Origin of the sequence: Methylobacterium pseudosasicola (assembly GCF_900114535.1) — a bacterium.
GTDB lineage: Bacteria > Pseudomonadota > Alphaproteobacteria > Rhizobiales > Beijerinckiaceae > Methylobacterium > Methylobacterium pseudosasicola.
In genome coordinates, this window is sequence record NZ_FOTK01000036.1 from 23791 (window position 1) to 46344 (window position 22554).

General features: G+C 62.8%; 20 protein-coding genes and 2 pseudogenes. 10 read left to right on the forward strand and 12 right to left on the reverse strand.

Going from position 1 to position 22554, the window contains the following annotated elements; genetic code table 11:
- Positions 1–125 precede the first annotated feature (125 nt).
- A complete protein-coding gene (locus BM228_RS25675; RefSeq protein WP_092045037.1) occupies positions 126–620 on the forward strand; it encodes an HD domain-containing protein in 495 nt (164 codons plus the stop codon).
- Between the two features lie 218 nt (positions 621–838).
- Here the strand turns inward: BM228_RS25675 and BM228_RS34060 are convergent, their stop codons facing one another.
- Together BM228_RS34060 and cysC are read right to left on the reverse strand one after the other, a co-directional pair.
- Positions 839–1663, reverse strand: coding sequence for a hypothetical protein (locus tag BM228_RS34060; RefSeq protein ID WP_139234200.1), 825 nt, complete (start codon positions 1661–1663; stop codon positions 839–841).
- Positions 1664–1821: 158 nt separating this feature from the next.
- On the reverse strand, positions 1822–2502 hold the full coding sequence (cysC, locus tag BM228_RS25680) for an adenylyl-sulfate kinase (RefSeq protein ID WP_092045038.1): 681 nt from the start codon (positions 2500–2502) through the stop codon (positions 1822–1824).
- Between the two features lie 395 nt (positions 2503–2897).
- Here cysC and BM228_RS25685 point away from each other — a divergent pair, with 395 nt between their 5' ends.
- Positions 2898–4142 carry a KpsE/RkpR family capsule polysaccharide export protein gene (locus BM228_RS25685; RefSeq protein ID WP_092045040.1) on the forward strand — a complete coding sequence of 415 codons (1245 nt, stop codon included), beginning with the start codon at positions 2898–2900 and terminating at the stop codon, positions 4140–4142.
- 327 nt (positions 4143–4469) lie between these two features.
- Positions 4470–4720, forward strand: a pseudogene (locus BM228_RS35545) (hypothetical protein).
- An 817-nt stretch (positions 4721–5537) separates the two neighbouring features.
- On the opposite strand, the gene BM228_RS25695 reads toward BM228_RS35545, so the two are convergent.
- Positions 5538–6068, reverse strand: a complete 531-nt coding sequence (locus BM228_RS25695; RefSeq protein WP_139234201.1) for a hypothetical protein — start codon at positions 6066–6068, stop codon at positions 5538–5540.
- Positions 6044–6934, reverse strand: a complete 891-nt coding sequence (locus BM228_RS25700; RefSeq protein WP_092045043.1) for a hypothetical protein — start codon at positions 6932–6934, stop codon at positions 6044–6046. Before BM228_RS25700 ends, BM228_RS25695 begins: the two co-directional genes overlap by 25 nt.
- 23 nt (positions 6935–6957) lie before the next feature.
- On the opposite strand from BM228_RS25700, the gene BM228_RS34065 reads away from it, so the two are divergent.
- From BM228_RS34065 to BM228_RS25710, 4 genes and pseudogenes are all read left to right on the forward strand, one after another.
- Positions 6958–7332 (forward strand): hypothetical protein, encoded by a 375-nt coding sequence (locus BM228_RS34065; protein WP_139234202.1) that lies wholly within the window; start codon positions 6958–6960, stop codon positions 7330–7332.
- Positions 7333–7638: 306 nt separating this feature from the next.
- Positions 7639–7797 (forward strand): annotated as a pseudogene (locus BM228_RS34070) (IS3 family transposase); the annotation flags it as partial.
- 767 nt (positions 7798–8564) lie between these two features.
- Positions 8565–9092, forward strand: a complete 528-nt coding sequence (locus BM228_RS25705; RefSeq protein ID WP_244537311.1) for a hypothetical protein — start codon at positions 8565–8567, stop codon at positions 9090–9092.
- Positions 9092–9484, forward strand: coding sequence for an HNH endonuclease (locus BM228_RS25710; protein ID WP_092045044.1), 393 nt, complete (start codon positions 9092–9094; stop codon positions 9482–9484). Before BM228_RS25705 ends, BM228_RS25710 begins: the two co-directional genes overlap by 1 nt.
- 427 nt (positions 9485–9911) lie before the next feature.
- On the opposite strand, the gene BM228_RS25715 is transcribed toward BM228_RS25710, so the two are convergent.
- The 4 genes from BM228_RS25715 to BM228_RS25730 form a co-directional block, all read right to left on the reverse strand.
- A complete protein-coding gene (locus BM228_RS25715; protein ID WP_092045046.1) occupies positions 9912–10232 on the reverse strand; it encodes a hypothetical protein in 321 nt (106 codons plus the stop codon).
- Between the two features lie 14 nt (positions 10233–10246).
- Positions 10247–10999, reverse strand: coding sequence for an FkbM family methyltransferase (locus BM228_RS25720; RefSeq protein ID WP_092045047.1), 753 nt, complete (start codon positions 10997–10999; stop codon positions 10247–10249).
- Positions 11000–11059: 60 nt separating this feature from the next.
- Positions 11060–11395 (reverse strand): hypothetical protein, encoded by a 336-nt coding sequence (locus tag BM228_RS25725; RefSeq protein WP_092045049.1) that lies wholly within the window; start codon positions 11393–11395, stop codon positions 11060–11062.
- 71 nt (positions 11396–11466) lie between these two features.
- Positions 11467–12900, reverse strand: a complete 1434-nt coding sequence (locus BM228_RS25730; protein ID WP_092045050.1) for a phosphomannomutase — start codon at positions 12898–12900, stop codon at positions 11467–11469.
- Between the two features lie 381 nt (positions 12901–13281).
- Between BM228_RS25730 and BM228_RS25735 the strand changes: the two genes are divergently transcribed.
- Positions 13282–13497, forward strand: a complete 216-nt coding sequence (locus tag BM228_RS25735; protein ID WP_092045052.1) for a hypothetical protein — start codon at positions 13282–13284, stop codon at positions 13495–13497.
- 339 nt (positions 13498–13836) lie between these two features.
- Here BM228_RS25735 and BM228_RS25740 read toward each other — a convergent pair whose 3' ends face one another.
- The 3 genes from BM228_RS25740 to BM228_RS25750 form a co-directional block, all read right to left on the reverse strand.
- On the reverse strand, positions 13837–14631 hold the full coding sequence (locus BM228_RS25740; protein WP_092045053.1) for an ABC transporter permease: 795 nt from the start codon (positions 14629–14631) through the stop codon (positions 13837–13839).
- An 84-nt stretch (positions 14632–14715) separates the two neighbouring features.
- Positions 14716–18606 (reverse strand): glycosyltransferase, encoded by a 3891-nt coding sequence (locus tag BM228_RS25745; protein WP_092045055.1) that lies wholly within the window; start codon positions 18604–18606, stop codon positions 14716–14718.
- Positions 18607–18842: 236 nt separating this feature from the next.
- The gene (locus BM228_RS25750) at positions 18843–19301 is read right to left on the reverse strand and encodes an acyltransferase (protein WP_244537312.1); all 459 of its coding nucleotides are present in this window, start codon (positions 19299–19301) and stop codon (positions 18843–18845) included.
- Between the two features lie 495 nt (positions 19302–19796).
- Here BM228_RS25750 and BM228_RS25755 point away from each other — a divergent pair, with 495 nt between their 5' ends.
- Positions 19797–20336 (forward strand): hypothetical protein, encoded by a 540-nt coding sequence (locus BM228_RS25755; RefSeq protein ID WP_092045058.1) that lies wholly within the window; start codon positions 19797–19799, stop codon positions 20334–20336.
- A gap of 288 nt (positions 20337–20624) precedes the next feature.
- Positions 20625–20930 (forward strand): hypothetical protein, encoded by a 306-nt coding sequence (locus BM228_RS25760; protein WP_139234203.1) that lies wholly within the window; start codon positions 20625–20627, stop codon positions 20928–20930.
- Positions 20931–20965: 35 nt separating this feature from the next.
- Here the strand turns inward: BM228_RS25760 and BM228_RS25765 are convergent, their stop codons facing one another.
- A complete protein-coding gene (locus BM228_RS25765) occupies positions 20966–22399 on the reverse strand; it encodes an SDR family NAD(P)-dependent oxidoreductase (RefSeq protein WP_092045061.1) in 1434 nt (477 codons plus the stop codon).
- Positions 22400–22554 lie beyond the last annotated feature (155 nt).

Sequence of the window (22554 nt, forward strand, 5' to 3'; positions counted from 1 at the left end):
CGACTCGGTCGAGACGATCCCCACGAACACCACCGCAGCTCAACCATTCAGGACCAATCAACCGGTGTGTGAGCGCAGCATGAGCTACACTGCGATCGTGCTGGTGCCTTCGACGAGGGGATTGCATGCCGACGATCTATGACGCCCACACCTTCGCGCTCACCGCTCACGCGGGCCAGCTCGACAAGGGTGGTCAGCCGTACATGCGGCACCTGGAGCGTGTCGCCAACGCTGCGCTTACCCGGGCTGGTCATGCCCGGCTGGTGGATGGCCTCGATATCGAGCCCATGGCGGTGATGCAGGCCGCCCTGCTCCACGATGTTCTTGAAGATACCCCACGCACACCCGGAGACTTGCACGCGGCGGGGTTCCCACGGGACGTCATCGAAACCGTTCAGATCCTGACAAAGCCGTCGGAGCGAATGGCCTACTCTGAGCGGATCTCGCAGCTGATCGAGGCCGGCACCCTCGGGGCGATTTTGATCAAAATGTCCGATAACGAGGACAACCTGTGCCCGTCCCGGATCCTGCCGAACGCCACCTTCCTGCGTGAGCGGTACACCACGTCATTCACTCGCCTGAGGACAGCGGCCTTCGCGCTCGGCTACACGGGACGATGAGGTTGGTATGGAACTGAGACGGACCGCCCGCAGCCTTCGTCCGGTAACCCGTCAGGCCGATCCGTTTAATTGCGGACGAACCTTGTGAAGGGACGCGACCTTATGCGCGTTTTCATGCCGATGTGACCTCGAAATGGGAGGCGCCGCATCGGGAGCGTCCTCCACCCAAGGTAGGATCGGCAGCACAGCAGAGCCGGTAGGATAGAATTAGACAGCTGCTATCCGTGTTCAACCGACTCTTCAAAAGCTAATGTACGCATGCGCTCGGCAAGATCAGAATTTACCAGCCAGAAATCCGGATGCACGTATGGATACGAAAATTCGCGCGTCTTAAAAATATGAGGTTCGACCGCGCCCACAATTTGGCCCCGCCAGCGTGCGAGCAATGTCTCTTCGATTAGAGCGAAACTAGGTATACGATAACTCAAGCTAAATTTGCTAGAAAAAGACCGTGATTTCTCTGTGATGTCTATGCGCAGTTTATGAGACATCGGGAGTTGTATGAGCTCAGCGCCACGGGTGCCGAGACTGTTCCAAAATCGCATCATTTCAGTTGCTATATAATTGTAAGATATATTTGTTTCAGTTGGGTGGTCTTGAGGCGGCCTAAAATTCAAGATATCTACAGAAAACTGTGTGGCTACATCCGAAATTTCATCATACAAATATATCTTGATCGCGTCTCGACCGAAAGCGCCTGCCCAATTGCTTAGCATTGCATCGGGGGCCAGCAGATGAATGCTGCCCGGATGTGCTAGGCATCCTAGAATAAATTCCAAAAATGTTTGAGAGCTTCCATGTTTGACTTGCTCTTGCCACCAGGGATGCAATGTCGTTAAACAGTTGCGAGCGTAGTAAATGATGCTGACATCGGTGTCGTGTAAGAATGACTTGAACTCAGCCAGGGCATTGAGTGGAAGATAACAGAATTCTTCGCTCGAAAGAACGCAAATTTTATCAGTATTAGTCAGTTCTGATATTAAATCTCTAAGGCCTGCTTGGTCGGAATTTAATATGGTGTCGGCGAAAGCGTGCTGGCCCAATCGATCTAGATCTGTAAAAGGGTAAATGAAGCTTGAATCTTTGTTTCTAGAGGTCGCGTACAACATCTTCTGTATGGCTGTGGTCCCAGTTTTGTGCGGGCCGACATGTATGATGAGCCGTTTCGTCATTTTTCGAGTTTGAAATTTAGGGATTGCGATCAGCAGCGGAGCTCGGAAAATGAGCGGCTGTCGATACTGATCCGCGCCTGTTTGGGTTGACTGGTTTGCGGGGCGCTGAGCTGCATTAATGTCTTGATCAAGGGCTGTGCCGATGCGGCAATGCCACGTCCTGCAGTTATGAGCGTCAGATCGGCCTCGGTGGGTACCTCATAGGGAGCTGAAATACCTGTGAAGTGTGGGATTTTGCCTGACCGAGCCCGTTCGTAAAGGCCCTTCGGATCGCGCGCTTCGCAGATGTCTAGAGGCGTGTCGACGAAGACCTCCAGAAACGCGATGTCGCCCGCGACAACTCGCGCTGCCGCACGTTCCTCGCGAAACGGGGAGATCAGCGAGACGATCGTCACGACCCCCGCCTCCGCCATCAGCTTGGCGGCCTCGGCGGCGCGCCGGATATTTTCGATGCGATCGGAGGCTGTAAATCCGAGATCTCTGTTGAGTCCATGCCGCAGGTTGTCCCCGTCGAGCACCATGGTGGCACGGCCTGCCTGGGTGAGTTTCCGGTCGACGGCATTGGCGATGCTCGACTTTCCCGAGCCCGAAAGACCGGTCAGCCATGCGATGACAGGCCTCTGACCGAGCGTGCGCCAGCGAAGCTCGCGCGGCTGCAGCGTGTGCCAGGTCAGATTGCGGTCTGGGCCCGCGTCCGGTGATGAACTCACTGTTCGTCCCTCGATCGATCGCCGAACCCCTCTGTACACGAAGCCGTGATAAAGGGTGTTACTTCAACGTCACGTTGAGGGGCGATTCGCTCTGAGGTGGTGACCTCTTCGCGTCCTTAGGTCGGTCGGCTGGACCCATTGAGGGTTCGGCAAGAGCGATTGTCTAGATGCGGCCCGTGCACAAGATTCAGGATAGTTTGTCTATTTTGACGGTTCATCCTCTGGCCGTCCCCGGTATCTGCAGCAGCGTCGCGATTGGAGCTGACCGCCAGCGCTCGGACCGACATGCTTTTGCCGCGCACCGATGGGAGTGCCCACGCACGCAGCCGCACTGAGCCGCCGATTTTCGGTCAGGGCTCGAAACCTCGCGGTCCGCCAGCGCCAGGAATTGGTCCATGAGTATGGAAGCTCAGAAGGTCAGCGGACAGCCCATCGCCTCCTCTCCGAATGGGAAGGCGATCGCCAAGATCATGCGGAGCTTACCAAACGTTCCGAACTTCCGAGACCGCAAGAAGGGTGTCACGTCCTACCAGAGTCACGTCAAAAGCGACCCCTGGATCCTGATCCTGTTCGCCCTCTGCTTCGTGGTGCCGACGCTGGCTGGCGCTTTGTATTATGGGCTCATCGCCTCTGATCGGTACGTGACCGAGGTGAAATTTGCCATCCGCCCCTCGATTGGTACGGCCGATAAGGCGGCCCCTGATGCCGTCGGTACGAATGCCGGTGTGGTGAATTCGACGGTCGCCCAGGACACGCTCATCACCCAGGAATACGTCCTGAGCCGACCCATGCTGGAGGCGATCGAGGCGCAGCTGCCGATTCGCGAGTGGTTCGGCCGTGACAGCGTCGATTTTGCGTCCCGCCTCGACCCCGAGAAGCCGATCGAGAAGGCCCTTCGCTACTGGAAGCGGCGGGTGTCCATCGATGTCGAGTCGGCCTCGGGCATCATGGGGCTGACGGTGGAGGCCTTCGATCCAGACGAGTCGCTGGCGATCGCGCAAGCGATCCTGAACGACGCTGAGCAGATGCTGGGCAACCTCAGCATGCCGGCGCGTCAGGACGCCTTGGTCGAGAGCACGCGCGAGTTGAAGATCGCTCAGGATCGCGTCGCCAAGCTTGAGATCGCTCAGACTGATCTGCGTAACCGCGAAGGCCTGCTCGACGCTGAAAAATCGAACGAGGCCAACTTGAAGCTCGTTTCAGAGCTCCGAGGGGCCCGCATCAACTTGGCCGTTCAGCTCTCGATCGGCCAGCGAGATCTCGGCCCGGAATCCCGCCGGATCATCGATATCAAGCAGCAGATCAAAGATCTCGACGACAACATCGCTCGGATCGAACGGCAAGCCACGGGTCAGGATCCGAACCAGAAGCGTCAACTCGCCAGCGCGCTGACGCGGTTCGAGGCTCTCGAACACGAACGGAAGGGGGCGATCAAGTACGCCGAAGAGGTTCGGAAGGCGTATGACCGTGCACGCATCTTGGTCGCTCGGCAGCCTCAGTTTTTTAATATGATCACCGCGCCGGTAAAGGCAAATTCTGCCACGGAACCCCGGCGTGCTCTGATGATAAGCTTGGTCACCGCAGGATCTGCTGTCTTATTTGCCGCCGCGGTGTTCGCCCGCAAGACAATAATGAGCTGATAAATGCAAGTCGGTTGAAGTTTGGGCGGAGTCGATTGGAGCGAGTATCCGTGCCGCGTGATGCTTGGCAGCCGCCTCAATCGTAGGTGCAAACACGCCGATGGCGGAAAGCATTGTCGCCTTGAGCAACAAACTGGCGCCCGCCACATGATATTGCCACTGATGTCCGGTCCAAGAGCACGGGCCGTGAATCCCCCCTGGCCCTCAAACCACTCTGTCATCGTAATGGAGATGTTCACTCTCAAACCGCTGCAGCGCCCATTCAGTTTGTTGGTTCAGCCAATGACGTGACCTGACCGGGTGGGATCGGACGGATATCAGCCCGGCATGGCCGAGCGCATAAAGTCACTCCCGCAGGAGCGAGGCTCCGTCCTGTTCGACGTCGTATCCGAGGATGGCAGCCCGGCCTCGAACCGGCGCGTGTGGAGATCCTGGGCGGCCTGGTTGGAGATCAGTCGGCCCGCAATCTCACCCAGCACCATGAGGCTGAGATCGCCGAGACAGCGGGGCGTCCTCTGCGGGGGATCCAGCGGTTCGTGCGGACCGCTAAGCCGGACCCGAGGCCCGTTCGAGAATAGCACGCCAGAGCCCGCACCTGGGCGATGGCATCCGATTCCTTGGCCTGCAGCAGGGCGACAATCGCCCGTTGGTAGCGAGTTGACGCTTGGCGAGATGTAAAAGCTTGGGCGCAGCGAAGCGCAGGTCGTAGCTTCTCACCTGCCACAGCGCCCCATCGGCTATTGGTGATTTCGCGCGGTTTTTTCTTGTCGCTTAAAAATTCTCAGTTTCCAGCTTCATCACAGCGTCAACAAGGGGGGGCAACGAGGCTCTTAGAGCATATAATGCGCACTGTGATGCTGATTTCGCTTCTGATTAGTGGTTTTCATCTCCGGCTGTCGCGCAGCATACACAGCCTCAGCAGGATAATCGGAGAAGCAGTTATGATATAAATAGCGACGAAAAGGCTCAAAAGACTAGAAAATTTATAGCTAGGGCTTGAGAAAGGCAAAGATCGCTCGGCAATCACAACACAAATCTATGGGATCGCTGGATCTATGCTCTTTGCCTGCGGGGGGCCTGGGCGCCGAAAAACGTTCGGATCATGCATACCCATCCTGCGCGCGTACTGATGGGGATTCTGGCCGCTAGGGATGATGCGCGAGAGCGCGCTGGCATGCGCTTCGGGTCCTGAGGGATACGGCGTCAGGCACGTTCCAGCAGGTCGATGAGCACCGCATCGGCAGCCGCGACGACGTTCCCGCGGCCGCCTCAGCGCGGGGGCTCTCTCGCGATCACCGTTGACGCAGTCTCGGCGCAGCCGCTCCGGGTTGCCGCCGGCTCATCGGTGGCGCGCCAGCGTGGGGCGAGGCGTAGAAGCCGATCGCCCGAGCCCGATCAATCCGAGGAACGCGCCTCACGCCTCAACGCCGCCAGCACGTCGTCGGGTGAGGCATTGCAGTCCGCTGGCAAGATGATCTTGACGGCCATGTCGTCCGTCGCGGGGGTCTTCTGCATCGCCAGCCGGGCATAGGCCCGACGTGTGAAGTAGATCGCGTTGAGGCTGGCCGTGGCGAAGCGGCTGCCGAGGTTCCAGCCGCGATAGACGTAGAAGACGTGATCGTTAGGGCGAGGTGCGCCCACGAGCGACGGGTCGGACCCGTAGGGGCTGGCCTGCACGAAGTCGACAGACGCCGCCTCGCAGCACGAGCTGACCTGCACGCTGCGATGCCGGGCGACCGAGCGCGGCAATAGGACGCCCTCGCCGAGATCCACGTGGGCGTCGGCAGCTTCCCGGACCGCCGTGCCGCTCTCCGACTGCTGCCGATATGCATAGATCCGCACCCCGACCGAGACAGCCAGGAGAAGGCACAAGAGGGCCAGGCCGCTGCGTGCCCAGGGTGTCAGGTTCGGGGACTGGGTTGGCAAGTGCGCCCCTCCACGCAAGTCAGGATGGGGGCGATGGCCGCCACCACGGAGGCGAGCGCCACCAGGGACGATCCCGCACCGTCATGCCAGAAGATGAAGGCCTCGCGCGACGGCAACATTAGCAGAAGGCGCGAGACGTTGATCGCGACGACCAGGCAGGCGCTTACCCCCAGCGCGCGGAAAGCCGCCCGAAGAGCCGGCTGCTCGGCGATCTTCAGGATCGAGAGCCAGATCAGCACCGTCAGCGAGAGGTTGTGGAACGACGAACACCCCTCGAGGATCACGATCGACCAATCGCTTCGGACGCTCAGGCTCGCCCCGCTTACCCCGAGACCGCCGTAGAACAGGCGCCCGACCTGGTAGATCAGGCCCACTTCGACGACCTCGATCGCTTGGTAGGCGATCTTGAAGAGGAGCTTGCCCCACAGCTCGTAAACGGACAGGGCGAGCCAGATTTGGCCGATGCCAACCATCCGCGGGTCGGAGCGGCTCTTCAGGAGAAACCAAGCTCCGGCAAGCGTCATGGCGAGGTAGACGCCGTGCTGCTCCGGCACGAACCAGGTGAGCGCGGAGAGCAGCAGGACGGCGACATCGGACCTGGCCAGCGTCGGGCGCTCATGCGCGTCAGAGAGCATCAGCGACAGGATCGCTGCGAGTCCGAACGACTCGCCGACGTTAAACTCGACCAGATGCTGGGTGGTTTGTGTCTCTTCGAGCAGGTGCCGCTGCAGCACGGCTGATAGGACAGTACCGGCCGAGAACACCAGAAGAGACCAACTGGCGGCGTGGACGGCAAGGAACGAGGTTAGCGCGCGTGCTCTTCCGATCAGGCTGGCGGACGCGCATCGTGTGAGAACTCCGACCACGCCAGGCTCGTCAGGCTGCCGACTTGGCTTTGCCGCTCTTCCTGCGGCGCAAGAAGGCCACAGTGCTGCCGGCCAGCATCAAACCGAGCATGGCGTTGACCTCAGGTGAAGGCGCGCCCCCCGAGCTATGGCTTGAGCTGCCTCTAGAGCCAAAATCGAAGAGGGATCCGCCAGAGCTTCCACTGACAAAGGCTTGTGCAGAGGATGGGCTGCCATGGGTCACCGGTGCGGTCGCAGGGGCCAAACGTAGCGCACTTCCAGATATTTCGCCGTTCCACCCGCCGGCCAGAGCATTTCCATTCCCGGCCGAAGCGGGACTGCAGAAACTAAGCGCTATTGCAAAGCTTGAGCATATACCTACGTATTTCATTGCGGCATCTCATTTCAAGTTCTACTAACCTCAGATCAGAAGTTATAATCACTGTGGATACAAATCAAAAATACGGTTAACCAGAGCAATCCACAGCCTGTCTCGCTGATTGGCTCACCAAAAGCTGATTCGAGGACTGAAATTAAGGTTGTTACGTATGTTTTGCGGAACTGTCCGGAACCTCATTATCTCCCTGCAAGAACGCTCAGTATGGCGATCTCGGCTGCAGAGACTGCGTCATCTTTCCCGCTCCAGCGCGGAGCTAGTGGCCCAGCGCCACTTCCGGTAGCCCGGTCTTGGGTGCCTCAGCCTCGCGGTCCTGGTCGTTCCCGCGCAACCGCGCCGCTGCCGGCGAACGACGGACAGCGGCCACGCCTCCCCAGTGGGGCGCAACCGCCTCGATCAGGACTTCACGGTAGCTGGGCCTGATCGGAAATGGGGCGCCGACATTTCCTGCATCCGGACGCAGGAAGGTTGGCCCTACCTGGCGATGGGCGGACCCTGACGGTCCAAGAATACGCTGGCGAATTCTGCGGCCGGCTCCCGGGAACGCTGCGGGTGGACAGAGAAATGGGGGTTGTGCCCATGCCATGGCTTGTAGCTCTGATGTCGCGCCCTGGCTTGATTGGGGGGGATCGGAATTGATCGATTGACGGTGGTCATCTCGGCTGAGCAAGCGGTGTCGGTGAGAGGCAGGATTTGAGTGCGGAGCATTTTGGGTCGATAAGGTCGATCAGATCGCCGCTGAAATATTCCTTATCGTAGCGACGATATTCGACTGGACTGCTCGGCCGAATGGAGCGCTACTCATCGTGCCACGAAGCGGCCAGCCTCTACGACGCCGGATAAGAAAGCATCATGAGAAATCTCAGCCTGTCATGCATATCTGGCTGCCCGCGAAGGGGGCGGCTAACCGGCGCTGCCTCGCTATCGGACAGTGCTGAGACCTTCGCCGTATTCAGATCTGAGCCTTAGATTGAGCGCGCCTGTTCCTTGCCGCTCCACACCAGGAGACGGATGACCGGTATGGCACCCTGTAGCTCAACGGCAGAATGGTGACCGACATGAGTGCCATCATTCCGGCCGACTGAGGTACGCTGTCCGCGACCGGGCCGAGACATTCAATGGATGGCATTACCCTGCCGGCCTCCTGGGCCGCGTGCGGGGTCGGGGCAGTGGCGGGGCCGATCCCGCCGCGAACTCGATGAGTGCCATGCATATCCCCGATTTCCCCCGTCCCCTCCCCGTACCACCGCTCGGTTGCCGAACCCTGAGGCCGCGCTGCTGCTGGGTAGCGAACCGGTACTCGGCACCGCCCTCCTCCTTCTCGGCGTGAGGGCGGCCATGTCAAACCGCAGCATCTCCTGGGCAGCCGCACTGCGCGAGCTAAAGTCCGACCGAGCGGCACGCTCGACGATCCGTGAGGAGCGCTTACGCACGAGCGCGGGCTTCCGTGGCGCGCCTGTCCTCGCCATGAGCGCTTGGCGGGGGCACTCGGGCCGACGCTATGTCGTCGTGGTCCAGCCGCTCGACACCGTTGATCTCGTCGCTGAAGATCCTGCGATCGTCTTGGCAGTACGCCGCAACGAGCAGGGACAGGCTTCGATTGTCGCTGTTCGCGTCTGCCAAGCCTGTGATCCAGGCTTTCTCGGGTGGCTCGCCGCCTGCGCGACACGCGGGGCGTGTGAGCTGCACGCCTATCGGTTGGCTGAAACCGGACCTGAACGCGCGGCGATCGCGGCAGACCTGGGTGGGCTGATCGCGACCGTCGGCGCGGGAGGGGTGTGATGCCCCGCCGGGAATTCAGCAAGGCGGTGCTGCGCGCGGCCCTCGCCCGAGCGATGGGGCGGTGCGAGGGTGTGCTGACCGACGGCAGCCACTGCCCGTGTACCCTGCAAGTCGGGCGGTTCCACTATGACCACATCGTGCCCGCAGCATTGACGGAGGATGCGTCGCTCGAAAACTGTCAAGTGCTATGCAGGCCCTGTCATGCGGCCAAGACGGTGGTCGACGTCGGAGTGATCGCGCGGGTACGCCGAGTGCGCGACCGGCACACAGGTATCACGGATGCGCATCGCCGCTCGCTTCCGGGCGGCAAGGCCAGCCCGTTCAAGCGGCTGATCGGTGGTGGGGTTGTCTGCCGGGACACAGGCGAACGGTTGGATAAGCAAGACCGGTAGTGCTCCTGCGCACTCTGCGCCCGCGATCGCCGCATGACTATCGGTATGATGCAGTCCTAATGAGCTTCGCATTCGGAACGAAGTGCTACGGCTCGCGGAATTCTAGGATTGTCGGCACAAGCACAGTGGGGGCCAGGTTAGTGCGTTCATCGCCCTCCCGCCGGACGCTGATCTCGCAACCGTGGCAGCGCGATAGCGGCCCCGCCTTCGCGCTCACATCGAAACCAAACCTGAGTATCTCGATCCCGTGCAGCGCTGTTACCCAGTGCGACTGCTTATGCAAAGGCCCGATCGACGGTGGTCCCAGCCACAACACGACGGGGGGAAGGCGAGTTGCGCGAGGGCATAGGGTGCGCGAGGCAATGTTGCCTCGCGCACCCAAAAACTCCCCATCCTCGCATGGCCGGCCTTTAATCCGTAGGCGAGGTTACATCCCGCCGCGCTGCTGTTCCAAGTGCGCGCGCAGGATTGAGTACTGCTCAACTACGCGATCAAGTTTCCCGGCGTTCGCGGCTCTAATCCATTCCGAGCCCAGATGAGGCTGATAGGTCGCCGCGTAATGAGCGGCGTGCGCCTTCAGCTTTATGGCGACGAAATCGAGGTCGGCCGACCAGACAGCTTCCGCGCGCACCTGCTGGAGACGCCGTGAGATCTCAAGCCATTGCAGATCGAGCGCGATACCGCTGCCCATCTGCTTGAACAGGTCGAACATCGAATCGAGGATGTCGATTGCGGTGTGTTCGGACATGACAGCGGGCTCCGTCAAGCATGCGCGGCGATGAGATCTGGGCGTGCGTACCAGTCGTCGAACATCGAGAGCTGCCGGAACCGGCGGCGGTATCCTAAATCTGTCAATAGCTTGAAGATTTTCTCGCGGCTGTCCGAAAAATTGTGCTCGACGCTGATCAGGGCGATGTCGTGACGCGTAAAGTCGAAGCTTTGCAGTACGTCAAACTCACCACCTTCCACATCGATGCTCATATAGTCGATCCGCTTGGGGGCGCGGGCCTCCGAAAGAAACCGCTCCAGCGAGATCGTCTGAACCGGGTATTGCAGGCCCTCCTGGCGAAACTGGGCGTGGAAATCGCCTGTTACCAAGTCGTTCATGCCTGACAACTCGCCGATTTCTACCTCGTTGAACAGTACCTCGACCCCGTCGGTCTTATAGACGCATTTGTCAGTGATATAGCAGTTCCGGTTGCCGTAGAGCGCCGCGTGCCAGGCTCGGGCGGGCTCCGCGAGGGCGCCCTGCCAGCCGAAGGTCTTCTCCAGCAGGAGCGTGTTGCTCAGGCTGACGCCGTCGCAGGCGCCGAACTCGACGAAATAGCCGTTCCGCTTCTCCTTCAGCTCGTACAGAACCCACAGATCCTGGAGGAGCTGGGCGTTGGAATACGGAGCCATCTTCGTAGCGAAGGCCAGGAACTCTGTCTCGGAGCTGAGGAGATGGGGATCCTTGGCCAGATTGTTCCTGAGATTGATCAAGGCGTTGAACACCGTCAGGAGCTCGATATCCATGGCCCTGTGTTCCACTTTCTGACTGGGATCGATACAGAGACGTGTTCGGACGGTCCGCGCTCAGCGCCGGAGGCTTCCGGAAGGCTGCCCCCCCAGAACCCGGTTCGAGCCGTCGAACAGGACGGCGTGTTGGAGCGAATCGGGCTCGCGATCCGGGATGGCGCGTGCCGCCTTGCGAATCGCGAACACGAATCGCTTGCGGCTGAACCCGTAGGGCCGCAGGCTCCCCAGCACGGCATCGACCAGTTTGGTCATGGCCTCAGAATGGGCCCGTGCCAGATTGCGGTCCCGCACGGCCGTGTCGCGCTCAGCCTTGATGAGCGCCAGTTCGATCTGCTGCTGCTGAATCCGACGAATGTATTGGGTGTCGATGTCGTGGACGGGGGACTTTATCATACGGCAGCCTTTGAGGCCCGGAGCGGTATCGGGCCGGGATGCGGGAATCTATCGTGACGCAGCCTTGGCTATCATGGCCGTTGCGATCGTCCGGCCCGTTCCGTCATGGCGGCCGCTGCAGCCGTCAGCCCCCAGCGAACGAGGTCTTGGGCGTCCTGCGCCGTCTTGGCCTCCGCATAGCACCGCAGTTCCGGAGCGTTGCCCGAGGCTCGGAAATGAATTGACCGGCCGCCGTCGAGCCCGATCCGGATCCCGTCCTGCTCATCGACCGATTGCGGCGAACCGATCGGCTGGAGGAATTCGCCTCGGAAGGCCTCGTCGCGGAGGTGCTCGAGAAAGGCGCCGCTTCGCTCCGAGGGCGTGTTCGGAAGCCGGTCGCTCGCCATCTCCCCCGCATTGAGGGAAGTCACGAGATCGGCCAGCGACGTACCGGCCGCGCGCGCTGCAGCGAGCGTGGCCAGGATAGGCAGCATCGCGTCCCGCGTCGGCAGAGCGGGCATAGTCTTATCCCCGAGGACGACATCCGATCCGAGCAGGAAGCCGCCATTCGCCTCGAACCCCACAACGGCCCGCGCCCCGGCTCGCTGTGCCTGCTCCATGCCGGCGATGACGAATGGGGAGCCGACCTTGGTGCGCATGACTCGGCCGAAGCCACCGGATTGCTCCAGCGCCGAACCGGCCGTCACCGGGACAACAACCGTATCGGCGCCGAGGTAGCGCGCAGTGATCAGCCCGAGCACGTCCCCGCGCACGATCCCCCCGGCGCCATCGGCCACTAGGGGCCGGTCTGCGTCGCCATCCGTTGTCACGAGTGCGTCGAAGCCACCGGATGCCATGACCTCAGCGATGAACGCGATATCTTCGGGCCGATGCGCCTCGGTATCGATCGGCACGAACGTCTCCGACCGGCCGATCGGCGTAACGCTCGCCCCAAAGCTTGCGAGCAGATCGGTTAGCAGGTCACGCGCGACCGAGCTCTGCTGGTAGACCGCGATGCGTAGGCCCTTCAGGATCTCCGGCGCGAAGGCGTCGCTGTAGCGCCGATGGTAGCGCGCGATGGCACCAGGTTCTAAGGTAGCGGGGGGCGAGGCGGGCATCTGGCCGACGGCTGTGACATCCCCTAGGGCTGCCAGGATGGCAGCCTCGTCGTCCTTGGTGATCTCACCATCGGGCCGATAGAATTTCAGGCCGTTGCGGTCCTCGGGGATGTGACTGCCGGTGACCATGACGGCATAGGCCCCGCGCCGCGTCGCCTCGAGCGCGAGGGCCGGGGTCGGTAGGGTCCCGCAATCGATCGCTTCGAAGCCCGAAGCCGCCGCAGCGCTCGCCACCGTCGCGGCGATACCCGGGCTGCTGTTACGCAGGTCCCGGCCGATCACGACCTGGCGGCCCTCGTCCTTTGAGACGGATCGAAAGAACGCGCGGGCGTATGCGTAGCTCGGCCAGCCCACGAGGTCCGTTACGAGGCCCCGCAAGCCGCTGGTGCCAAATTTCAAGCTGCTCACGACGTTTCCATCAACCCTGGCGCTGTTCTGCGCCGTCCTGGAAATGATGCCGGGAAATGCGCTCCCTCACAACGCCAAACGGCTTATAGGCGCGTGATCGCACCCAGGGTAACAGTAGACCTGCAGCGGTCCGCGCCGTCTTCTCCGCCCCGCCGGGGGATATGGAAGCCCCCGATTCACTCCAAATCGCCAACGAAGCTGCGATGGCGTAGGTACTTTGGAATAGAGAAATGGAAGCTCCGACGGGTCGGCAATCTGCGTTGAGCTCGCTTCCCGACGAGGGCTGCCCGCAGCAAGAGGTGCTGCAGGATCATGGGGGAACTGCCCTTTCAGGAACACGACCGCTCACTGCCACGTTATGGCTAAGCTTAGGAGACGCGAATGTTGAACTGGATGCGATCGGCCCTGGTGCCGAAGCGGCGAACAGCCAGCACGGATACCACGCTTGATGCTGTGGCTGCCGCGCAGGCTTTCTTCAACGCGCAGATTGCTCGGATGCCAACCGTCTGGCCGCTGGAACCCGCAAACGATGATCCGATGGTAGGGGTCGCCGAGGTGGTGGAGCGAGATTTGCGCACCGCAGGTTATTTGCACTGAGTCCGGAACAGACCATGCGTGCGTCTACGCCTGCCAAGGAGTTGGTCCGCCGCGGAAGAACTCGCCGGGCACTGCAGCTGAAACGTCGATCGGATCGAGGCGTTGGCTCGTCTCCATCATTGGCCGCGAGTGGACGGTGAGTACAGTGGCGAATACGAGAAGTGGACCTGTAGGCTGTGGGCCCAATTGACCGAGAGCAACGCCAGAGTCGGACCCTCGTTTTGGATCCAGCTCGTAGTTCACTGACACACCGCGGTCTGCTCCTGCCCCACCAATAGGCTGCCAACGCAAGCCGCCGAGTCTGGAAAAACTGTTGAACAGCTTTTCCAGAGCAACTGCCTACGCGGTAAGCTTGCTGACAACGTGCTTTATCAGGAACAGGCCGATTGCAGCAGAAGTCAATCCAAACATGAGTACGTACATGTGGTCAACGTTGATTCCTGCGTATGGGTAGTAGGCAGATCGTACCCACTCAGCCAGCTGCATTGCAGGATTAAATTTCATCCAATAATAGACTTTCTCCGGCATATAGCTCGGCAAGAACATCACGCCACTAGATACATACAGGATAATGCTGAACAGCGCATAGCCGATCAGCCATCCCGGGAAGAACCCGATGATCGCGACGTTGATCGTGCCGATCCCGACACCGAGGATGATGGCGGCTACGTAGCCGCTGACAGCAGTAAGCGGATCGGCTGGGATCGGGTTGGTGCCGATGACAATCAGGACTGAACTGACGACCAAAAGGGCTAGAAACCCGGTCACGATCTCGACGAGGATGCGGGAGAAAATCAGATCGAACAGCTTGACCTGCGGGTAGTAGGTCAGCGGCCGGTTCATGATGACGGATTTCATGACTTCGCGGGAGATGTATTGAAACACCAGCACCGGTACCGCACCCGTGGCGAAGAACAGAGCTCGGTTGTCGCCGAGGGGCGCTGCGAGCTTCTGGAAGGTGTAGATCGCGATCAGCATGAATACGTGCACGCAGGGCCAGAGCACCACCACGCCGTAGCCCCAGATCGACGCGCCGAAGCGCGTGCGCATGTCGCGCAGGATCAGCGCGTGCAGGACGTGCAGGTAGGACTCGGCCGGGCTCTTCTGCGTCTGAGCCGTCGGGAGAGCGGACATCGGGTTGGCCTTCTGCGTTTCGCTGCCTGCTTCGATGAAAAACTGGGCTAAAGTGCGTTGACCGGATGCGTGGGATGGCCGGCCTTACGCCGTCAAGGCGTAGTAGTCGCGCATGAGATCGTCGTACTCGGCCGCCTGGATCGGCACCGAGGGCTCCCGGCCGGTCGAGATGTCGAGTGCCAGCAGCCGGTCGTTTAAGGCGGCTGGGTCATTCGTCAGGGCGTAGGGCAGGACGTGGCCGTTCGGGTAGGTCCGCAGCCGGTCGCCCTGAGCGCCGAGATCGAAGGTGACCACCGGCAGGCCGGTCTGCAGTCCTTGCGTCAGGGTGTACGCGTAGGTTTCCGGCCAGATCGCTGGCAGTAGGATCAGGTCGGCGGATGCCATCGGCAGGAGGTCGAGGATCTCCTCGTCCTCCCAGCGCTGGCCGGTCTCGGCGATCTGGAGAGCCGCCCGCGCGACCCGGTCGAGCGTCGGATCGTCGGTGGAGTAGCGGCCCGTCTCGGTGACGCCGGCCCGCTCCAGACCGTCCTTGAGCGCCGGGTCGGAGAAGCCGACGATTGCAAAGCGCAGCGCCAGGTCTCGAGTGCAAGCGTCAGCCGCCAGAGCCTGAAGCAGCAGGCCGCCTTCGGGCATGCTGATTCCACTCAGCACCGCGACCCTGCGCAGGCGGCCCGGGCGCCGCAGGGCGGTGGATCGCACGCTCCGGTCGTGCTCGACATGCGGCCGCACCGTGATCGCCAGATCCGGATACACCGCCTCGATCCGCGCCGCCGTGTCGGCCGACGGCGCGAACACCCGCGCCGCCCCGGCCAGGAACCGCCCGAACGTTGCCCGGCGCTCCTCCGGATCCGGCTCCTCGTAGCCGTCCGCGTCCGCGGCCAGGCAGTCCCGGCACAGAGACACCGGCGCCAGCCCGCAATAGCGCCCGTCCGGCATCACCAGGTGGTTGCGGTGGCACACCGGCGAGAAGTCGTGCAGCGTCCAGGCATAGGGCCGCCCCGCGCCGGATACGAGGTCCATCAGGGCGCGGGCCGCGTTCCAGCGCAGCCCCGCCAGCGAGTGCACGTGGATCAGCAGCGGCGCCAGCTGCTCGACGAAGGCAGCGAGCTCGTCGGCATCACGGGGCAGGTACAGGCTGTCCAGGCTCGGCAGGTACACGAACTCCCGGCTGCGGTATGAGACGTTGACCTGGATGTTCCGGGCCCGGTCGACCGAGAGCAGCACCACTGCCGTGCCCTCGGCCTTGAGCCGGGCGATCATGTCGTCGATGTGCCGCTGGATGCCCCCGCCCCAGCTATGGGTCACGAACAGCACAGCCCGGCCGTGGAAGTGCCGGGCGAGCCGGTACAGGTCGAGCCGCGCCCGGCCCCGCCGGCCGGGATCGGCCTGGACGAACTGGCCGACGAGCGCCGGGTAGTCCGGGTGCTTGGCCAGCAGCGCCGCCTGGCCCTGGTCGTACTCGCCGCCCGGGTCGAGCCCGAACGAGATCTGGCCGGCATGGTAGACGTACACGTCCTCGGCCAGCAGGTTGGAGAACCCGGCCTTGCGGGCGCGCATGCACCAGTCGTTCTCCTCGCCGTAGCCCTTGCCGAAGGCGATCTCGTCCAGCGTGCCGACCGCGTCGAGCGCCTGGGCGGTCATGTACATGCAGAAGCCGACGCCGGTGGGGACCTCGACGGAGCGGCTGCGGTTGAGGTCCTTGGCGGCCTGGTCGAGCTCGGGCCGGGGGATCTCCAGCGCCATGGTGTTGTTGGCGTTGAAGCGCGGGTAGCTGCAGATCGTGGCGTTGTTCGACAGGGGCGTGACGCTGCCCACGGGGGGGCGGCCGTCCGCCTCGGCGGTCTCGGCATGGGCGACGAGCCGGTCGAGCCAGTCGCCGAACACCTGAGCGTCGGAGTTGAGCAGGACCACGGCCTTGCCCTGGCGCAGGGACAGGCCGCGGTTGACCGAGCGGACGAAGCCGAGGTTGTTTTGGTTTTCGACCAGGTGGAACAGGCCGCGGCCGGCCAGCTCGGCGAGGTCGGCTGTGAGCTGCGGGTCGGGGGACCGGTCGTTGACCGCAAGCAGGGTGAACGGGGTCTTTTGCGGGGCGGCGAGGCAGGCGTGGATGGCGCGCAGGGTCTCGCCGCGGCCCTTGTAGACTGGCATGATCACGACGACCCGGGCCTGGGCGAGGGTCAGGGCGCGGGGCAGGTCGTCCCAGTCCCGCGGTTCGGGGGCCTCCATGGGCGGCCAGCTGCCGAGATCCTCGGGGCAGCCCATCAGCCCGGCGGCGCGGCCGGTGCGGACGTAGTGCAGGAATGGTGATTCGCCCGGTGCGAACAGGTGGCCGTAGGCCCGGCGATAGAAGCGGGTCGAGAAGGTCTTGCTCGGATCGCGATCCTCCTCCTGGCCGTGGGACAGGAAGTGGATGGCCGGGCCGTTCTCGAAGCCGCGCGTGTCGGGGTAGCGCTTCAGGTACCAGGCTGCGTCGAAGTACGGCTCGATCAGCCGGGCCTGCTCCAGGAGGTCCGCATCCTCTTCCGCGGGCGGCGTGCCGTAGCCCGGATCGAAGGCGTCACCCGAGAGATCGGTGCCACGCAGCAGCGCGGTGGCCAGATGGTGGATGAAGGGAGCGATCCCCGTCGCTTCCACGTAGGGGCGATGGGCGCGGTAGGCCCAGCTGTTGAAGTCGGGGCGCGGGTTGCGGCCCCGGCGCCAGCCGGTGGTACAATAGTCGCGGACGGCGTCCGCGTCCTTCGCCAGGCCGTAGCGCTGCCGGTAGAAGGCGTGGTCGAAATGGAGCGCCGCCAGCTCAGCCTGAAGGTCCAGGGACGCCAAGCGGTCCAGGGACATACGGCTGATCGCGCCGAGCCAGCCTGTATCCTCCACGGGCGGGCGCGCCGGGCGCAAGCCGCAGACGTGCAGTAGCGCGTCGAGTGTCGAATGGCGCGGGTCCGGATCGCGCAACTCCCGCCAGCCGGCTCGCGAGAAATGCACGTACGGGGGCAAGCCCCGCGCGTCCGGGTAGGTCGCGCGGTACCAAGCCTCGTCCACCGCAGGAAACTTTGGCTGGTCCTCGCTCGAGAACGGCGTGCCGCCGGAGAGCAGCGTCTCGGCGACATAACGGAAGAACGGATCGCCGATTACTGCCTGGCTGCCGGCCCGCGCCTGCACGAAGCCGACCGGGTCGAAATCCTGGCGCGGGCTGCTGCGCATCGCCCGCCAGCCGCCCTGGACATAGCTTCGCAGCAGCTTCGCGTCGGAGGCCTCGGAGAGGTCCTGGGCTTCCCGCTCGTCCAATCCTTCCTGATAGTAGGCGGCGTCGAAATACGGTGCGAGCGTCTTGGCCTGAAGCGTGACAAGATCCTCCGGGTCGGGCCGGGCCGGGCCGCCATACAAGACGTAGTGCACCAGGGGGTTCTGGGTCGCGTAGGAGATGCCCCGGGTCAGGCAATAGGCCAGGGTATCGAAGCGGGGCGACGGCTCGCGGCCCTCGCGCCAGCCGGAAGCCATGTAATGGGCTGCCGGATCGACGCCGGCCGCCTGCAGGTCCGGGTTGTGGGCGAGATAGAACGCGCCGTCCACGAGACGGCGGGCCAGGCGCTCGGCCTGCCTGGTATCGGGCCTGGGCAGGGTGCCGCCCTTGGCGCGCTGTGCCGTCACCCAGTGCAGGAACGGGTTGATCCCGGCCCGGGCGAGATAGGGCCGCGCGGCGAGGTAGTCGGCGGTGCAAAAATCCGGTCGCGGATCCCGGCCCTCGCGCCAGCCGACCGTGAGGTAATCGCGCACCGGATCGACCGTGATGCCATACCAGCTCGCGTAGAAGCCCAGATCAACATACGGCTCTAGCGCTACGATCTGCTCTGCCGCCGACGCGAGATCGTTCGCCGGCGGGAGGCCGCCGCTGGCCGCGAGCCGGATCAGCGGGTTGCGGGTCGAACGCGCTCCGGCGGAACCCGCCCAGCTGTGATACAGGCCATAGAGAGTCTTCAATGCACCGCTCTCACGTCGCCGCACACAGCGCTTGCTCCGCCAGACGGGTGTCATCGGCGGCTGTGTCGAGGCCTGTCGCTCGGATGAGCATGTCTTCGCGGGGTCTTGCGTCGAGGGCGGATCATCTCGCCGCGCGAGCGCCTCGCCGGCGGCTCTCGCCCTATCGGAACAGGCGCGCCCGGTAAATATGAGCTTCTGGCCTTCGGTCCCCTGCCTCGCCTTCTCGACGCCGGCGGTCAGATTAGGTCCGACCGCCAAGTGACGTCCTCGCGCACGATCCGTGCGGGGTTGCCCGCGGCAACGCAATGGGGCGGCACGGTTCCGGTGACGACCGCGTGCGCCCCGATGATCGCGTTGTCGCCGATGGTCGAGCCCTTGAGCAGCGTCGCTTGGTTGGCGATCCAAACGTGGTTGCCCACGCGGACGGGCTTTGCCGGGTTCAGCCGCTCGCCCCCGCTCCGGCTGATGATCGAGTGAAAATCGCTCGTTGTTATCCAGACCCCGGATGCGATCGAGCAGTCCGTCCCGATCTCGATCGCCTTTGCCTCAACGGGGTTTAGATGGACGAGCCCGGTGAAGCCGGTTCTGTCGCCGATGCGCAGCATCGAACCCGGGCCGATATAAATATTTGCCATCCCGAGGCGCACATCGTCCCCGATATCGAACTTGCAATTCGACTCGATCACGATGTGCATATCTTTGTCGGAAACGCAGCCCCTTCCTATACGGATATAGTTATTATCGCCGTTGATATATATCTTTCCGGCCTGATCATGTTGTTCTCTCGAGTCAATATCGATAATATTATTTTCCCCTTTATCAAATATATTCAACGGCATGGATAACCTTGCTAAAATTAAGATATTGTTTGGACGGCTGCGACCTAGTTGGGATCTAAATCGTTTAGCGACCCTAAAACACAGGGATAAGCTGCGATTGGCTGAGCCAACTCAGCTTTGATTTGAATTGAATGGATTTGATTTATTCAAATCCGTGTGCGTCGCCGGGTCTGGCCATGTCCGTCGGAAGCGTCTCAGCAATCTGTAAGCCAGAAATTGTGTTTCCCACAACTCATGCAGGCCATAGGAACTGATCCCGCTGTGATAGTGCCAACCGTCTCGCTGTTGACGGCTCAAGGGTCCTATGACCTATGGCCGCTCACGAACGAGTGTATGCAATGAGGCCGATGGATGGCTGAGGACAACACCCTAACGAAGGCGTTGGTTGATGTGCGGGCGCGCAGAGCCGCACTCCAAAGCGACTACGACCGGATCTCGGCGGAACTCACCAAACTGCGGGCGGCTGAAGCCGCGTTGACAGCGATTGTGGAAGGCGTTCCGCTCAAGGACACGTCCATCCTTCGGTCAACCGACAATTTGCGACCGTCGGCCGAGGATCAAAGCACCTCCGGTCGGAGCGGCCGGCGCGGAGCTCGCGGTCCACGATCGAACTCGGCTAAGGGGCGCCTGAAAGCTCTCCTCGGCAGCGCGGGTCCGCAAGGGTTGACCCATGCCGAGATTGCGGAGCGGCTGTCTGATGTCGCTTCAAACACTCTCAATACCTACCTCAGCATGATGGTGACGGGGGGCGAAGCGGTTCGAAGGGGCGATTTCTTCACGGCCGCTGAGGGGGCACAGGACGATTCCGACGATCCTCAGGACGAACCTGATCAAGACGATGAGGCGCCCGAGGTCGAGGAGACGAATCCCGAGACCACCACAGCTCAGTGAGCTGCCGGTCAGCCATTTTGTGAAGCGTAACGCATGCTAAGAGCGGCGTCTTAGGGCCAGTCTCGCGCGGATCGGGGGTGGATTGTCGCCTTCGGCTCGTTTGAAGGCTCGTGATCGCGACGCCCGGTCGCGACCGTGGCTTCGGCCTGCTACCATCAGCCCGCTGCCTTAGCGCGGCGGCATCACCAAGGGCAGTGCGCCATGCGGTCGATCCTCTTGCTCTGCTCCCTCCTGCTCCTGCCCACGCAGGCCTGGGCGGCCTGCCGATGCGCCTGCGTGAGGGGCGTCATGCGGCCGATCTGCCAGCAGACCGATCTGGTGGAGCCGATCTGTACGGGGCTTTGCACGGATTCTGTCCGCCCCGAGACAGTCGTGAAGCCGTTTGGCGGTGGGCAGCAGGTCTTCAACCCGGTCGAGCCTTTCGATCCTGCACCCCCCGGTCTGATCCAGAAGGAGCCGAACCTGACTACCGACACGCGCGGCAATCCGTTGGGGACCGCCGGTGTTCAAGGCGGCAACGATGCCCTGTCTAGCTCTGCTACTGGGGGCGCGGCTCTGTCGAACTCGGCCACCGGGGGGGCGGCATCCCGTTGAGCGTCAGAGTTGAGGCCGCTCGTATGCACCAGGTCTCAGGATTGCGATGATAGGCGCCGGATAATCGGCAGCATCAGTATGCCCGGTGATGCGGCTGGCACGGGAAAGATCGTGGCGGTCTGATCGGTCTTTACCCGGGGTAGTCGTTCGATCACGACTCTCAGGTTCGGAATCGTCCGAGCCAGGGTGGTTACCAGGGTCTCGCCGGCCGTCTTCGCCATCACGTATTCCAAGGTGTCGCGCGGCGCCTCGTCGATGGCGGTGGTCGAGGGATAAAAAGCCGCCAGCCGGTCGCGCCGTTCGAGGCAGAACAGGCTGAGATCGTAGAACGCGTAATTGTAGACCCGCATCATCTCCTCAAAACAGGCCCGCTCGAACGGCGCCCGCTTCTGGCGGAAGATGCGCGGGGTCGCAAAGTGATAGAGCTGGGACGGCGTCATCGCGAGGGATTCGAGCTGCGGCCCGACCGGGTGAGCGGCGTCGTAGTGCAGGACCTGACAGCGTCCGTCCCCGTCCCGGATCTCACGGGCGACCGCCTCCGCCTCAGATGCGCCAGAGGCGTAGGTGATGCAGACATCGCCGCCCCCCGCCGCCAGCAGCTTGGCCGTCGCGGCGCCGAGGCCGCGGGATCCGCCGATGATGAGAGCGGAAACCGCCGAAAACTCTCCCGGGCGCACCAGGGCCGCGAGTTCGGCCCAACCCTCCTGCTCGACCGGGCGTGGGCGTACGAAGCTCTCGACGCGGGCCTCCAAGCCCGGACCGCTGGCCTGCGTCGTCACAGACTGAAGCATCGGCTGAAACCGCTTCACCGCGTAGGACAGGCTCGATCCGTCGGCCACGTCGGTGAGCGTCACGTCGATCTTCGAGAGGATCGAGTGCAGGCCGGGCACCCGCATGCCGACCAGGGTGGACAGACCACCCAATGCCGACACCCGGGCGGAACCGATGACCCGTGCCAGTCGCGGTGCCAGTGCGGTGATCGCCTCCGGCTCGGGGAGCCGGAACGCCCCCGCCGCGCTGGCGATCGTCGCAGGGTCGACGGTGATCGGCTCCGGTGGGATCGCCTCGGGGGCGTCCGTGATGGGCTGGGCTCGCGGCCGCGCCTCCCCCAGCGTCGCCTGGATCGTGGCTGCACGGACACCGTCCACCGACAGGGAGAGACGCAGGCGCCCCGCATCCGCCTCATCCACCACGATCTCGGTGCGGTCCCCAACCAGCACGAAGCGCTCGAACCGCATCTGCAGGCCGCTCAGCTGCTCGAGCGGGTAGGCATCGACGCATGCATCGAGCGCCCAGAGAGCCGTGTGAACCCCGTGAACCGCCTGCCCGCCGGCGAGCGTCCGCCGCGCCACCCGGGCATCCATATGCATCGGATTCACGTCGCCGGTGGCCCGGGCGAACGCGCTCTGGTGATCCTCGGACCAAATCCGCGACATCGCCGGGGCGGGGGCCGAGCCGGTTTCGTTCATCGCGAAGCTCCTTGTCGACTGTCAAGCGGGCGGGCTCGGAGGCCGGTCCCGGTCCGGTCGCATCGGGCCGGTGACACGCAGGCCGTCCTCTGATGGGATGCGCAGCGGCGACCGCCCGCGATCCGCCTCGGCCCCTTGCTTTATGATATCGGATC